This is a genomic window from Pseudomonas sp. dw_358, from assembly GCF_018449655.1.
GTDB lineage: Bacteria > Pseudomonadota > Gammaproteobacteria > Pseudomonadales > Pseudomonadaceae > Aquipseudomonas.
Genome location: NZ_JAAVUX010000006.1, coordinates 269,025 through 284,165, shown reverse-complemented (window position 1 = coordinate 284,165; position 15,141 = coordinate 269,025). Strand labels below are relative to the sequence as shown.

12 protein-coding genes are annotated in these 15,141 nt (G+C 63.2%); 8 read left to right on the top strand and 4 right to left on the bottom strand.

The features are described from left to right. Positions 1-93 precede the first annotated feature (93 nt). The 8 genes from HB675_RS12235 (at position 94) to HB675_RS12200 (ending at position 9,231) form a co-directional block, all read left to right on the top strand. The gene (locus HB675_RS12235) at positions 94-1,503 is read left to right on the top strand and encodes an undecaprenyl-phosphate glucose phosphotransferase (protein ID WP_213878574.1); all 1,410 of its coding nucleotides are present in this window, start codon (positions 94-96) and stop codon (positions 1,501-1,503) included. A 133-nt stretch (positions 1,504-1,636) separates the two neighbouring features. Beyond that, on the top strand, positions 1,637-4,042 hold the full coding sequence (pqqF, locus tag HB675_RS12230; RefSeq protein ID WP_213878573.1) for a pyrroloquinoline quinone biosynthesis protein PqqF: 2,406 nt from the start codon (positions 1,637-1,639) through the stop codon (positions 4,040-4,042). 154 nt (positions 4,043-4,196) lie between these two features. After that, on the top strand, positions 4,197-4,268 hold the full coding sequence (pqqA, locus tag HB675_RS12225; protein WP_008365141.1) for a pyrroloquinoline quinone precursor peptide PqqA: 72 nt from the start codon (positions 4,197-4,199) through the stop codon (positions 4,266-4,268). An 85-nt stretch (positions 4,269-4,353) separates the two neighbouring features. Further along, the gene (gene pqqB / locus HB675_RS12220) at positions 4,354-5,265 is read left to right on the top strand and encodes a pyrroloquinoline quinone biosynthesis protein PqqB (RefSeq protein WP_213878572.1); all 912 of its coding nucleotides are present in this window, start codon (positions 4,354-4,356) and stop codon (positions 5,263-5,265) included. 32 nt (positions 5,266-5,297) lie between these two features. Then, positions 5,298-6,047, top strand: coding sequence for a pyrroloquinoline-quinone synthase PqqC (gene pqqC, locus HB675_RS12215; protein ID WP_213878571.1), 750 nt, complete (start codon positions 5,298-5,300; stop codon positions 6,045-6,047). Next, a complete protein-coding gene (gene pqqD / locus HB675_RS12210; protein ID WP_213878570.1) occupies positions 6,044-6,319 on the top strand; it encodes a pyrroloquinoline quinone biosynthesis peptide chaperone PqqD in 276 nt (91 codons plus the stop codon). The genes pqqC and pqqD overlap by 4 nt, the downstream gene beginning before the upstream one ends. Before the next feature lie 13 nt (positions 6,320-6,332). Continuing rightward, positions 6,333-7,466: a pyrroloquinoline quinone biosynthesis protein PqqE gene (gene pqqE / locus HB675_RS12205; protein ID WP_213878598.1), complete on the top strand. Its 1,134-nt coding sequence runs from the start codon at positions 6,333-6,335 to the stop codon at positions 7,464-7,466. Continuing rightward, on the top strand, positions 7,432-9,231 hold the full coding sequence (locus HB675_RS12200; RefSeq protein ID WP_213878569.1) for a S9 family peptidase: 1,800 nt from the start codon (positions 7,432-7,434) through the stop codon (positions 9,229-9,231). The genes pqqE and HB675_RS12200 overlap by 35 nt, the downstream gene beginning before the upstream one ends. A gap of 117 nt (positions 9,232-9,348) precedes the next feature. On the opposite strand, the gene HB675_RS12195 is transcribed toward HB675_RS12200, so the two are convergent. The 4 genes from HB675_RS12195 to HB675_RS12180 form a co-directional block, all read right to left on the bottom strand. Continuing rightward, positions 9,349-9,510, bottom strand: coding sequence for a YqaE/Pmp3 family membrane protein (locus tag HB675_RS12195; protein ID WP_213878568.1), 162 nt, complete (start codon positions 9,508-9,510; stop codon positions 9,349-9,351). Positions 9,511-9,821: 311 nt separating this feature from the next. After that, the gene (locus HB675_RS12190) at positions 9,822-11,600 is read right to left on the bottom strand and encodes an acyl-CoA dehydrogenase C-terminal domain-containing protein (RefSeq protein ID WP_213878567.1); all 1,779 of its coding nucleotides are present in this window, start codon (positions 11,598-11,600) and stop codon (positions 9,822-9,824) included. Between the two features lie 100 nt (positions 11,601-11,700). After that, entirely contained in the window at positions 11,701-12,987 is a 1,287-nt protein-coding gene (locus HB675_RS12185; RefSeq protein ID WP_213878566.1) for a GGDEF domain-containing protein, read from the bottom strand. 163 nt (positions 12,988-13,150) lie between these two features. Then, on the bottom strand, positions 13,151-14,956 hold the full coding sequence (locus tag HB675_RS12180) for an acyl-CoA dehydrogenase C-terminal domain-containing protein (RefSeq protein WP_213878565.1): 1,806 nt from the start codon (positions 14,954-14,956) through the stop codon (positions 13,151-13,153). Positions 14,957-15,141: the final 185 nt, after the last annotated feature.

The window sequence follows — 15,141 nt, the reverse complement described above, 5'->3', positions numbered from 1 at the left end:
CGGTCTTAGCGTCACTCAGCGCGCGACATACAACGTATTCGGAATCTTGCAACTTCACACTTTCGCTGGGCCTCAGGCCAACAGGGAGATGCCATGTCAACCAAACCCAAGGGTATTTTGAACGCCCACCATTCCGTGCTTGCCGTTGCCCACCGCTTGCTGGACATGGCGGTCATCGTCCTGTGCAGCTGGTGGGCCAACTGGCTGGGCGGCACCGAAGGCAGCGACACGGCGACCATGGTCGTGTTGGCCGTGGTGATCTTTCACTGGCTGGCCGAATACAACAAGATGTACCACTCCTGGCGTGGCGAGCGCGTCCAGCGCGAACTGATGCGGGTGTTCAACTACTGGGCCGTGACCTTCGTCTGCGTGATGCTGGTGGACTACCTGCTGCTGCACCCCAACACCCCGCCCAACCAGGAGAAACTCACCTGGTTCGTCTCCGTGCTGGTGGTGCTGTGCCTCTATCGCGTGGTGTTCCGCAGCGTGCTGCAAGTGATGCGCCGCCGTGGCTACAACACCCGCAACGTGGCCATCGTCGGCACCGGCCAGGTGGGCGAGCGTCTGGCTCAGTCGATCTCCGCCGCGCCGTGGATGGGCCTGCACCTGATGGGTTTCTACGACGATCACCCACAGCAAATGGACCTCTCCGATCTGGACTCGCGGGTACCGGTCATCGGCGGCCTGGCGCGCCTGGTGGTGGATGCTCGCGCAGGGCGTCTGGACAAGGTCTACATCACCCTGTCGATGACCCATGAGCCGGCGATTCTGGAACTGGTCCGCGGCCTGAGCGACACCACGGTGTCGGTGTACCTGATCCCTGACGTGTTCATGTTCGACCTGCTGCACGCGCGCGCCGAAACCATCAACGGCCTGACCAGCATCAGCCTGGTGGACAGCCCGATGGACGGCTCCAGCGCGCTGATCAAGCGCCTGGAGGACATCGTGGTGTCGAGCATGATCCTCGCGATCATCGCCATCCCGCTGCTGGTGATCGCCGTTGCCATCAAGATGACGTCCAAGGGCCCGGTGCTGTTTCGCCAGACCCGCTACGGCCTGGATGGCCGGCCGATCATGGTGTGGAAATTCCGCAGCATGAGCGTGCAGGAAAACGGCGCCACCGTGACCCAGGCCAGCCGCAACGACTCGCGCATCACCCCGCTGGGCGCAGTCCTGCGCAAGACCTCGCTGGACGAGCTGCCGCAGTTCTTCAACGTGCTCAAGGGCGATATGTCGATCGTCGGCCCGCGCCCCCACGCCGTGGCCCACAACGAGCAATACCGCACCCAGGTGAACGGCTACATGCTGCGCCACAAGGTCAAGCCAGGGATCACCGGCTGGGCCCAGGTCAACGGCTGGCGCGGCGAGACCGACACGCTGGACAAGATGCAGAAACGCATCGAGTTCGACCTTGAGTACATCGAGCACTGGTCGGTTTGGATGGACATCAAGATCATCATCATGACCCTGTTCAAAGGCTTCGTTAACAAGAACGCATTCTGATCCATCGGCCCCCCCGCCGCGGGAGCCCGCGATCAGCCTCACACTGATCACGGGCTCATGCTTCTGCGGCGATAGCGGTGCTACGCTAACCACCCAGACGATCCCCACGCGGTGGTAACCCCCGATGCACCCCGTGCAACAAACAGAAGCCTTGGCCCATGGCCTGCGGGTGCAGCTGCACCACCATCCCCACCTCAAGCAAGCCGCTGCCTGGCTGCGGGTCAGTGCCGGGAGTCACGACGTCCCGTCGGCGTGGCCGGGCCTCGCGCACTTTCTCGAACACCTGTTCTTCCTCGGCACTGAGCGCTTCAACGGCGATCAGGCGCTGATGCCTTTTGTGCAGCGGCGCGGCGGCCAGCTCAACGCCACGACCCGGGAGCGCACCACCGACTTCTTCTTCGAGCTGCCCACCCCGTCGTTTGCCGGCGGGTTGGAGCGGCTCTGCGAGATGCTCGGCCAGCCGCGACTAGGCGCCGCCGAGCAACGGCGCGAGCGCGAAGTGATTCATGCCGAGTTCATTGCCTGGAGCCGTGACCCGCAGGCGCGTCATGAACAATGGCTGACCGCACCGCTGAACCCGGCCCATCCTCTGCGCGCCTTTCACGCCGGCAACCGCTACAGTCTGCCGGTGCCTCGCCGGGCGTTTCAGCAAGCCCTGCTGGACTTCTACCAGCACCACTACCAGACTGCGCAAATGACCCTCTGCCTGGTCGGCCCCCAGCCCTTGTCGGAACTGCGCGCCCTGGCGCAACAGGCCAGCGGCTTGCTGCGACCTGGCCTTGGCTGCGCCCAGAGTGCCCCGCCGCCGCTTCTCACCGCGCCAGCGCCCGGTGATCCGCCCCCCGACGAATCGCGCCTCAACCTGGTCTTCGCCTGTGAGCAGCTGCCCGACGGCGACCTGCCAGCCACACACTTTCTGGCCACATGGATAACCAGCACCCACACCGGCGGCCTGCTCAGCGAACTACGGCGGCTGGGCTGGGCGCAATCGCTGCAGCTCAAGGCCCTTTACCGCCATGCCGGCCAGGCGCTGGTTGATCTGGAAGTGCGCCTGAGCGACAAGGGCCGATCCCACCGCGCCGCCGTGGCCGCCTACTGTCTGGACTGGCTGGAGTCATTCCAGGCCCACGATGACTGGGAAGGCCTGCGTGAAGAGTTCAAGCTCCTGCAGGAGCGTCGCCTGCTGGTGGGCAGCGCACTGGAGCTGGCTCGGCACTTCATCGACCCATCGGCCCCGGCGGATTTCACCGTCGCCTTGCGGGCGTTGCTGGGCCAGATGCGCCGCGAGCAATTGATTCATGCCGGGCAAGCCCCCGACGTGGTGATCGCAGCCCCCAGCTGGCGGCTGCCCCTGCGCAACCGCTTCCTGCGGGCGAGTCGCCGCCCACTGCACGACATCCCGGACAGCCCTGCCATCACCTATGAAGCCGGCTCGACCGATAGCCATCCGCAAGCCTGGGTCCGGCTGCGTTGGCGCGTGAACGCACGCCAACATCCACAGCTATGGCAAACCCTGGAAGGCGCACTGCAGAAAATCGTCAGCGAGGCCGAACAAGCGGGGGTCAAGCTGGTTTTTTCCCGCCTCGGCGCGGACTGGTTTTTAAACTGTGTCGGTGTCGCCACGGCCATTGCCCCTGTGCTCGGCCAGGCGCTGGCGACACTGCGCCAGCCGGATTCCGCCTGCTGGTCGCATTCCCCGCCCGCTGCCGCGGCGCAGATCCCTATCCGCGAGCTGCTTGCGCGCCTGCCCGAAGTCACCTTGGGTGATGCAGCGGTCAGGGTCGATGAAGAAAACGTCGGCCCTGCGGCCCTGCAACAGTGTTGGGCCCGAGCCCGCTGGGACGGTCTGGCCTTGGGCCTGCAAGCTGCCGAGCGCGAGGCGTTCAACGAGGTCCTGCACAGCGTGCCCGGTACCCCTGTGCCGCACTTGAGCACGCCACCGGCGCGGTTGTCGGGCTGGCAGTGGCACAGTCTGGCTACGCCGTCGAGCGAACACGCGGTCCTGCTGTTCTGCCCGGTAGTGGGCACGACCCTGGCCGACGAGGCCGCGTGGCGGCTGCTGGCCCAGGTGGCTCAGGCACCCTTCTACCAACGCCTGCGGGTCGAGCTACAACTGGGCTATGCGGTGTTCAGTGACTGGCGGCAGTTCGCCGGAAGAGGCGGATTGCTCTTCGGCGTGCAATCGCCGGCCACGCCGGTGCCCGCCTTGCTGGCGCACATGGAAACCTTTATCCGGGATTTGCCCGCGCTCATCGCCGGCCTGGCCGCCGAGGACCTGCGCGCCCAGGCCGAGGATCTGGCCGCGCGCTTCACCCCGCAGCACCTTGACCCCGCCAAGGCCGGCGAATGGCTCTGGCAGGCCCGGCTGGCTGGCCATGGCAGCGATTATTTGCTGCTTCTGCGCCAGGCCTTGGTGGCCGTTGATCAGGCAGCGCTCCTGGCAGCCAGCCGCGCCCTGGGCGGTGTCGACACCCCGCGGCGTCTGCTGGCCAACACCCGTGAGGCTGATCACCGCTGGCAGGTGGCCGATGCGCCCTGATCGTTACAGATCCTGCAAAGGCCTTTCATACAGATTTAACCATTTGGTACATATAAATTTAGTAACATGACCCCCTGAACATCTGAACATCTCCTTCGGGAGGTGGACTAAATGTGTAGTAGTCAAACTGTCTCTCACTCGCGAGGAAATTCCTATGTGGACCAAACCTGCTTACACCGACCTGCGCATCGGCTTTGAAGTCACCATGTACTTCGCAAGCCGCTGATTTGTAATGGCTTCGCAACGCCTCGGTTCGCCGGGGCGTTTTTATTCCAGCGTCACATCGTTTTGGCACACTCAACAGGATCGTCATGCACGTCCAGATTCTCGGTTCCGCCGCCGGTGGCGGCTTCCCTCAGTGGAACTGCAACTGCGCCAACTGCGCGGGCTTTCGTGATGGCAGCCTGCGTGCCCACGCCCGCAGCCAGTCCTCCATCGCCCTTTCCGATGACGGCGTGAACTGGGTGCTGTGCAACGCCTCGCCGGATATCCGCGCGCAGTTGCAAGGCTTCGCCCCCATGCAACCGGGCCGTGCCCTGCGCGACACCGGCATCCAGGCCATCGTCTTGCTCGACAGCCAGATCGACCACACCACGGGCCTGCTGATGCTGCGCGAAGGCTGTCCGCATCAGGTGTGGTGCACTGACATGGTTCATCAAGACCTGACCAGCGGCTTTCCGCTGTTCACCATGCTGACCCACTGGAACGGTGGCCTGGCGTGGAACCGCATCGAGCTTGAGGGCAGCTTTGTCATCCCGGCCTGCCCCAACCTGCGCTTTACCCCGTTGCCGCTGCGCAGTGCCGCGCCGCCCTATTCGCCGCACCGCTTCGATCCGCACCCCGGGGACAACATCGGCCTGATCGTCGAAGACCTGCGCACCGGCGGTACGCTGTTCTACGCCCCCGGCCTGGGTCAGGTGGACGACGCCCTGCTACAACGCATGGCTAACGCCGACGTGCTGCTGGTGGATGGCACGCTGTGGCATGACGATGAAATGCAGCGCCGTGGCGTCGGCACCCGCACCGGTCGTGAGATGGGTCACCTGGCCCAGCACGGCCCTGGCGGTATGCTGGAAGTGCTGGAGAAGCTGCCCGAGCAGCGCAAGGTGCTTATCCACATCAACAACACCAACCCGATTCTCGATGAAGACTCCGTCGAGCGCGCCGAACTGGCCCGCCGCAATGTCGAAGTCGCCTTCGATGGCATGAGTATCGAGTTGTAGTCCCTCAGCTGCCAATGCGCCCAGGAGCGATCATGAGCGAGCCTATGTCCCCTGCCGAATTCGAGCAGGCGCTGCGTGCCAAGGGCGCGTATTACCACATTTACCATCCCTACCACGTGGCGATGTACGAAGGGCGCGCCAGCCGCGAGCAGATCCAGGGCTGGGTCGCCAACCGCTTTTACTATCAGGTCAACATCCCGATGAAGGATGCTGCGATCCTGGCCAATTGCCCGGACCGGGAAATCCGCCGCGAATGGATTCAGCGCCTGCTGGACCACGACGGCGCCCCGGGTGAAGACGGCGGGATCGAAGCCTGGTTGCGCCTGGGCCAGGCTGTGGGCCTGGACCCGGACCAGCTGCGCTCCCAGGAACTGGTACTGCCCGGCGTGCGCTTTGCCGTCGATGCCTACGTCAACTTCGCCCGCCGCGCCAGTTGGCAGGAAGCCGCGAGCAGCTCGCTGACCGAACTGTTCGCGCCGCAGATCCACCAGTCGCGCCTGGACAGTTGGCCGCAGCATTACCCGTGGATCGACCCGGCCGGCTACGAATACTTCCGTACCCGCCTGGGTCAGGCTCGGCGAGATGTGGAACATGGCCTGGCCATCACCCTGCAGCACTACACCACTGCTGAAGGCCAGCAGCGCATGTTGGAGATCCTTCAGTTCAAGCTCGATATTCTGTGGAGCATGCTCGACGCCATGACCATGGCTTACGAGCTGAACCGCCCGCCCTACCATAGCGTCACCGACCAGCGTGCCTGGCATAAGGGGATTGCCCTGTGAGCCTCGATCAAAACCTGACGCCCCAGTGGCGCAACGGCTATCGTTTCCAGTACGAACCGGCCCAGAAAGGCCATGTCCTGCTGTACCCCGAGGGCATGATCAAGCTCAACGAGAGCGCCAGCGCCATTGGCGGCCTGATCGACGGTCAACGCAGCGTCCAGGCCATCATTGCCGCGCTGGACAGCCAGTTCCCCGGCGTGCCGGAGTTGGCTGAAGACATCGTGCAATTCATGGAGGTCGCCCGTGCAGAGCATTGGATCGAACTCGTCTGAGCAGCCTGGGCGGGTGATCCCGCCCAAGCCTGAAGTCGGCCTGCCGCTGTGGCTGCTCGCCGAGCTGACTTACCGCTGCCCGCTGCAATGTCCCTATTGCTCCAACCCTTTGGATTTCGCGGCCCAAGGCAAGGAACTGACCACCGCGGAGTGGTTCAAGGTGATGGCCGAGGCGCGGGAGATGGGCGCCGCCCAGATCGGTTTCTCCGGGGGCGAACCGCTGGTGCGCCAGGACCTTGCCGAGCTGATCCGCGAGGCGCGGCGGCTGGGCTTCTACACGAACTTGATCACGTCCGGCATCGGCTTGACCGAGCAAAAGATCGCCGACTTCAAGGATGCCGGTCTGGACCATATCCAGATCAGCTTCCAGGCCAGCGACGAGCAGGTCAACAACCTGCTGGCCGGCTCGAAAAAGGCCTTTGCACAAAAGCTGGAAATGGCCAAGGCGGTCAAGGCCCATGGCTATCCGATGGTGCTGAACTTCGTCACCCACCGGCATAACATTGATCGCACTGACCGCATCATCGAGCTGTGCGTGGCGCTTGAAGCCGATTTCGTCGAGTTGGCCACCTGCCAGTTCTACGGCTGGGCCGAGCTCAACCGCGTCGGCCTGCTGCCTACCCGCGAGCAACTGGTCAGGGCCGAGCGGGTCACCAATGAGTATCGGGAAAAGCTGGCGGCCGAAGGCAACCCTTGCAAGCTGATCTTCGTCACCCCGGACTACTACGAGGAACGGCCCAAAGCCTGCATGAACGGCTGGGGCAACATCTTCCTCACCGTCACCCCGGACGGCACTGCCCTGCCTTGCCACGGCGCGCGCCAGATGCCGGTGCAGTTCCCCAATGTGCGCGAGCACAGCATGCAGCACATCTGGTATGACTCGTTCGGCTTCAACCGTTTTCGCGGTTATGACTGGATGCCGGAACCCTGCCGCTCCTGTGACGAGAAGGAGAAGGACTTCGGCGGCTGTCGCTGCCAGGCGTTCATGCTCACCGGTGATGCGGCAAATGCCGACCCCGTTTGCAGCAAATCGGCGCATCATGGTCTGATACTGCAAGCTCGTGAAGAAGCCGAGCATGCCACCAAGACCATCGAACAATTGGCCTTCCGCAATGAACGAAACTCGCGCCTCATCGCCAAAGGGTGACCTCTTCACCGCCGCCCAGGCCGTCGCCGCCGGCACTGACTTTGCCGAACTCAAAGTCGGTCCTGCCGGGGTTTTCTGGAATGAATTTCGCCCCCAGGACGGTGCCTGTCGACTCTGGCAGTGGCGTGACGGCCAGGCCCTGCGGCTGACCCCCGACGGTTTCAGCGTGCGCAGTCGCGTCTATGAATACGGCGGCGGCTCGTTTTGCATCGCCGAGCACTCGCTGGTGTTCGTCAACGAGACCGACCAGCAGCTCTACCGTCAACCTCTGGACGGCGGCGAACCGGTTGCTCTGACTCAGGGCAGCCGCCGCTTCGGCGGCCTCGAATACGCAGCCGGTGGCGTGCTGGCCGTGGAAGAACAAGCCCGCGAGCACCGGCTGGTCCGCCTCGACCTGTCCAGCGGTGAACTCGGCGTGCTGGCCGAAGGCGCCGATTTCTATGCCTCCCCTGTTGCCAGCCCGGACGGCCAGCGTCTGGCCTGGATCGAATGGCAACGCCCGGACCAACCCTGGACCCTGACCCGCCTGATGTGCCGTGACGGTGAGCTACCCGCCCGCTGCATTGCCGAAGGCGCCAGCCTGCAGCAACCCCGCTTCGATGGCGCCGGGCGCTTGCTGTGCCTGAGCGATCAGGCCGGCTTCTGGCAGCCCTGGGGGGAAACCGCCGAGGGCTGGGCGCCGTTGCCCGCCGTTGCGGCCGATCATGCCGGCGCGCCATGGCAGCTCGGCGCTTGCACCTGGCTGCCGCTGGACGATGGCGGTTACCTGGCCAGCTGGTTCGAGCAGGGTTTCTCCCGGTTAGGCGTGATGGCCGCTGACGGCCCCAGTGACGATTACACCGGACCCTTTACGCGCTTTCGCTCGCTGGGCATCGACGACCGCAACCTCTATGCCATCGTGGCTTCGCCCACCCAGCCGGGCGCCGTGGTGGCCATCGACCATCACAGCCATCAATGCACCTTGCTGGCGGGGGGCAGTTCGCCGTTGCCTCTGGAGCAGATCAGCCAGCCGCAATCGCTGCGCTACCCCAGCGGCGACGGCGAAGCCTACGGCTTTTTCTATCCGGCTCACGCTGATGCCGTGCCGCCGCTGGTGGTGTTTATCCACGGCGGCCCGACGTCGGCCTGCTACCCGGTGTTCGACCCGCGCATCCAGTACTGGACCCAACGCGGCTTTGCCGTGGCCGACCTCAACTACCGTGGCAGCAGCAGCTACGGCCGCGATTACCGCCAGGCCCTGCACCTGCAATGGGGCAAGGCCGATGTCGAGGATGCCTGCGCCGTGGTCGCGCACCTCGCCGAGCTCGACATGATCGACCCGGACCAGGCGTTCATTCGCGGCGGCAGCGCCGGGGGCTACACCACCCTCTGCGCCCTGGCCTTCCACGGGGTCTTTCGGGCCGGCGCCAGCTTGTACGGCGTCAGCGACCCCATCGCCCTGGGCAAGGCCACCCACAAGTTCGAAGGGGACTACCTGGACTGGCTGATCGGCGACCCGGTGCGTGACCTGCAACGCTACGAAGACCGCACGCCACTGCTGCACGCACAGCAGATCAAGGTGCCGGTGATTTTCTTCCAGGGCGAACTGGACGCAGTCGTGGTACCCGAGCAGACCCGCTCGATGCTGGCCGCGCTGGAACAGAACGGCATCGCCGCCGAAGGCCACTTCTACTCGCAAGAACGCCATGGCTTCCGCCAGGCGGCCAATCTGGCCCATGCGCTTGAGCAGGAGTGGTTGTTTTATCGGCGGGTGATGGAGGGGTGAGTCCAGGGCCAGGCGCTGTGGACGGCCAGTGTCCCCGTAGGACCGAGCTTGCTCGGGAACAAGTGCGATACCTTCTTCTCAAGCGAGCTCGGTCCTGCAGAACAATGAATCGGGCCGTTACTTGTTTTTGGCAATCACATAAACCGCATGAACAATCCCGGGAATGTAACCGCACAAGGTCAGCAGAATATTCAGCCAGAAAGCGCCGCCGAAACCGACCTGAAGAAAAACGCCCACGGGCGGCAGGATGATGGCGAAGATGATGCGAATGAGATCCATGGTACAGCTCCTTGATTGATGCTTGATTGACCTGCCCGGCTCGGCAGGGTTCAGTGCTTCGATATCAAGTGGCTATCAACGCATCAAATCGCAGGCAAAAGAAAACCCCGCCGAGGCGGGGTCTTTCATACTGTTTCCCGTGATATCCATTTCTGCTCACCGTCCTGGCGAGGTTCCTTACGTGTCCCTGTTCTTTACTAGGCGCTTCCTGCGCGACGTCCCTGGAGCAAAGAATACTGCTGGATCCAAGCCAGGGAAATAGCTGAACGCCACCACGTGGTGTAAGCCAAAGCTTACACACTGTCACCCCGTCAGAATTGCTCGGCTTCCATCAGGTACAGCGACTCGCTGCCGGCCTTCACCGATGCGGTCAGAGAATGAATCCGTGGCAACAGGCGAGCAAAGTAGAACCGCGCGGTGGCCAGCTTGCTGGCGTAGAAGCTGTCCTGGCTTTCCTTGCCCAGCGCTGCCTTGGCCATGAGCGCCCACATGTAGGCATAGGCGGTATAGCCGAAGGCGTGCAGATACTCGACGGACGCCGCACCGATCTCGTTGGGATCGTTTTTGGCGCTGTCCAGCAGCCAGTTGGTCAGGTCGTCGAGGTTGTCCAGGGCCTCGCCCAACGGCTGGGTGAATTCGCTCAGCTGCGTCGCCGCCGTGGCGAGGAAGTGGCGGATCTCGTCGCTGAACAACTGATAGTAGGCGCCACCGGTGCCCACCACCTTGCGGCCCACCAGATCCAGCGCCTGGATACCGTTGGTGCCTTCGTAGATCTGGGTAATGCGCACATCGCGCACCAGTTGTTCCTGACCCCATTCGCGGATGTAGCCGTGACCACCGAAGACCTGTTGGCCATGAACCGTGGTTTCCAGGCCCAGATCGGTCAGAAACGCCTTGGCGACCGGCGTCAGCAGGGCCACCAGGTCTTCGGCGCGCTTGCGGGTGGCGGGCTCTTCACTGAACTTGGCGGTATCCAGCTGCATCGCGACGTAGGTGGAAAATGCCCGGCCGCCTTCGTTGCAAGCTTTCATCGTCAAGAGCATGCGCCGCACGTCCGGGTGCACGATGATCGGATCGGCCACCTTGTCCCGTGCCTTGGGGCCAGTGGGTGAACGGCTTTGCAGGCGATCACGGGCGTATTCGATGGCGTTCTGGTAGGAACGTTCGGCAGAAGCCAGCCCCTGGATGCCCACACCCAGGCGCTCGTAATTCATCATGGTGAACATCGCTGCCAGGCCCTTGTTAGGCTCGCCGACAATGTAGCCCACCGCCTGGTCGAAGTTCATCACGCAGGTGGCCGAGGCCTGAATGCCCATCTTGTGCTCGATGGAGCCGCAACCCAAGGTGTTGCGCTCGCCCAGGCTGCCATCGGCGTTGACCAGGAACTTGGGCACCAGGAACAACGAGATCCCTTTCGGACCCGCAGGCGCGTCCGGCAGTTTGGCCAGCACCAGGTGAATGATGTTTTCGGTCAGATCGTGCTCGCCACCGGTAATGAAAATCTTCGTGCCGCTGACCTTGTAGCTGCCGTCGGCCTGAGGTTCGGCCTTGGTACGGATGATCCCCAGATCGGTACCGGCATGGGGCTCGGTCAGGCACATCGAGCCGGCCCAGACGCCGGCGTACATGTTCGGCAGGTAAGCCGTCTTGAGCGCTTCGCTGGCATGAGCATTGATGGACAGGCAGGCACCGGCCGTCAGCATCGGGTAAAGTCCGAAGGCCAGGCTCGACGAGTTGACCATTTCCTCGACCTGGGCCGAGACCACCTTGGGCATGCCCATGCCGCCGTGCAGTGGGTCACCGCCCACGCCGACCCAACCGCCCTCGGCGTATTGCTGGTAGGCCTGGATAAAACCGACGGGCGTGGTCACCACCCCGGCCTCCCAACGGCAGCCCTCTTCATCCGCGGCGCGGTTCAAGGGAGCGATGCTTTTGGCGGTGACCTTGCCGGCCTCCTCGAGGATGGCGTCCACGGTTTCGGCATCCACCACCTCGGCCAGGCCAGGCAGCTGCGCCCACAGGCTGGCGACATCGAAGACTTCGTTGAGGACAAAGCGCATATCGCGCAGGGGCGCTTTATAGTCAGCCATGGCTACCTCGCAAAATAAACAGAGCGTTCAGATGCGCCAGTGTAGCCCAACAACTTTTGGGACACATAGGGTCGCTTTGTGACCGTCAGGTTCTAGGTGGTCATGCGCTGGCTTTGTTGCGTATCGCCCCTCGGCGGTTCGGCGCAAAGGCCACGACGCAGTTACGTCCGGCGCCCTTGGCGTTGTACAGCGCCTGGTCGGCAGACTTCAGCACTTCTTCGGCCGTGCGGTGGTCGATCAGCCGCTCTGCCACGCCGATGCTGACCGTCACTGACACATGGGAAGCCCCCGCGCCGGCCCGACGCATGCGGCCTTGCTGATCGTCACGGGGACGCTCAGGGTCGCGCAGCTGAATTTTGTAGTTGGCGATGAGCTCGCGAATCATGTCCAGATGCGGCTGACATTCGTCCAAGGTCTTGCCGGCAAACACCACCGCAAACTCCTCGCCGCCATAGCGATAGGCGCGCCCGCCCCCGGTGACCTTGGACAGCTTGCTGGCGACCAGGCGCAAGACCTGATCACCGACATCGTGGCCGTGGGTGTCGTTGAATTTCTTGAAGTGATCGACGTCGGTCATGGCCAGGACATAGTTGCGACCCAACCGCTGCATGCGCTCGTTCAAGGCGCGACGCCCCGGCAGCCCCGTCAGTTCATCACGAAACGCCATTTGATAGGCCTCATGGGCCACCGCCGCCGCAATCATCAGCATCACCTGGCTGCAGAGGATGTTGAGCGTAAAGGGCAGGATGAAGGTTTTCGGCAACATCCAGAACAGTCCGATCAGCCCCACCAACTGCGCCGCATGCAAGGGCCGCGGCCTGCGCACGTATTGCACGATGAGGGCAACGAAAGCGATGAAGAACATCGGGTAGGCCAGCTGGATCAGACTCATCCAGTGACCATGCAGCATCGGCCAGTGAATCTGCGCCAGGGCATCGAGCAATGCGGCAGGAAAACTCTGTTCCAGTGCCAGCGCGACACCTCCCACGGCCAGCAACACAGCGAATCGCGCGACCAGATCCTGGAACAGATGCGTGCGCTCCTCCCACACCCCGAACAACCCGTAGAGCAACGGCAGCAACAGGCAACACAGATGAAACACCACCGCCGCATCATCGCGCACCTTGCCGGTGTCGCGATAGAAGTCGGTCTGGGTGTCGAGCAGGTAGTAGACGATGTACACCGTCACCATCAGAAACAGTTCGCGTTGGCGCCGGTAGACCGCGCAGTAGGCGCCGCCCAGAAGGAGCACCAAGGTGGGCAGGACGTTGAACAGCGAGGTGAAAAACACATTGAGGTCGCGTACGTAAGCCGCAGCCAGTCCTGCCAGCAAAAGCAGCAAGGAGGGCAAAAAATGACTTGGGCGCAGGGCCGACAGTCGCGACAAGTAGAGGGCTCCAACCCGACTGATGGCGGGTTTATGGCAATGTGCCTCTATTGTATCGGCGGTGATGCGCAAAGGATTAGCGCAAGATTCGAATTTTACTCAATCTGTGATGGCCTCATCGCAGGCAAGCCCCAAGGCTTGCCTGCGGCGCCATTACACAGACTCAGTACGCCAGGCCGAAATCCTCTTCCTTCATGTCCATCAAGTTACCGGCGCCCGACAACATGGTCGCCACATGGCTGCGAGTACGCGGCAGGATGCGTTGGAAGTAGAACCGCGCGGTTTGCAGCTTGGCGGTGTAGAACGCGGCATCGCCCGTACCGGCGGCCAGTTTCTCGGCTGCCAGGCGTGCCATGTCGGCCCAGAAATACGCCAGACAGGCATAGCCCGAGTACATCAGGTAGTCCACCGAGGCCGCGCCCACTTCTTCGCGATCCTTCATGGCGGCCATGCCGACCTTCATCGTCAGCTCGCCCCACTCCTTGTTGAGCTGGGCCAGCGGCGTGACGAACTCGGTGACAGCGGTGTTGCCTTCATGGGCCTGGCAGAACTTGTGGACGATCTTGGTGAAACCCTTGAGGGCCTCGCCCTGGGTCATCAGCACTTTGCGGCCCAGCAAGTCCAGCGCCTGGATACCGGTGGTGCCTTCGTACAGCATGGAGATACGGCTGTCGCGCACGTTCTGCTCCATGCCCCACTCGGCGATGAAGCCGTGGCCACCGTAGATCTGGACGCCGTGGTTGGCGGATTCGAAGCCGACTTCAGTCATGAACGCCTTGGCGATCGGGGTCATGAACGCCAGCAGGGCATCAGCCTGCTTGCGCGCCGCTTCGTCTTCGGCGTACTTGACGATGTCGACCTGCTTGGCGGTGAAGTACACCATGGCGCGGGTGCCTTCGCTGAAGGCCTTCATGGTCAGCAGCATGCGCCGCACATCGGGGTGCACGATGATCGGGTCGGCCGCCTTTTCCGGCGCTTTGGGCCCGGTCAGCGAGCGCATCTGCAAGCGGTCGCGGGCGTATTTCAAACCGCCCTGAAACGCCACTTCGGCGTGGGCCAGGCCTTGCAATGCGGTGCCCAGGCGCGCGGTGTTCATGAAGGTGAACATGCAGTTGAGGCCCTTGTTCGGCGGGCCGATCAGAAAGCCGGTGGCCCCATCGAAGTTCATCACGCAGGTCGCGTTGCCGTGAATGCCCATCTTGTGTTCCAGCGAACCGCAGCTGACCGCGTTGCGCTCGCCAACCGCGCCGTCGGCGGTGGGCAGGAATTTCGGCACGATGAACAGGGAAATCCCCTTGGTGCCGGCCGGAGCGTCGGGCAGCCTTGCCAACACGATATGGACGATGTTCTCGGCCATGTCGTGCTCACCGGCAGAAATGAAGATCTTGGTGCCGCTGACCTTGTAGGTACCGTCGGCCTGGGGCTCGGCCTTGGTGCGCAACATGCCCAGGTCGGTGCCGCAATGCGACTCGGTCAAGCACATGGTGCCGGTCCACTCGCCGGACACCAGTTTGGTCAGGTAAGCCTCCTGCTGCTCGGGGGTGCCGTGCTCGGAAATCGTATTCATGGCGCCGTGGGACAGACCGGGGTACATGCCCCACGACCAGTTGGCCCCGCCAACCATTTCGCTCACTGCCAGGCCCAGCGACTCGGGCAGGCCCTGTCCACCGTGGGCGACGTCGTGGGCCAGGCTTGGCCAGCCACCTTCGACGAACTGCTGATACGCCTCTTTGAACCCGGTGGGGGTCTTTACGCCCGACTCGCTCCAGGTGCAGCCTTCAAGGTCACCCACGCGGTTCAGCGGCGACAGCACCTGCTCACAGAACTTGGCGCCTTCCTCGAGAATGGCGTCGACCATGTCCGGGGTGGCTTCCTGGCACGCTGGCAGGCTCTGATAGTGGGCTTCGTAGCCGAGCAGTTCGTCACGTACGAAACGAATATCACGCAAGGGGGCCTTGTAGTCAGGCATAGCGATAACCTCTGCTGAACAATACGGGTGGGGGGGGGCGACCCTGGTCACCCTTGAGTATGGGCGGGCTTGGGTCAAACAGATGTTTGAAACATACGTTTACGCCTATTTGTTGTCAAGGGGGCGTCCGCCTTGCGGTTCAACCGGGCGCCACTTTCCGGCGGGCAAAAAAAAGGCAGCCCACA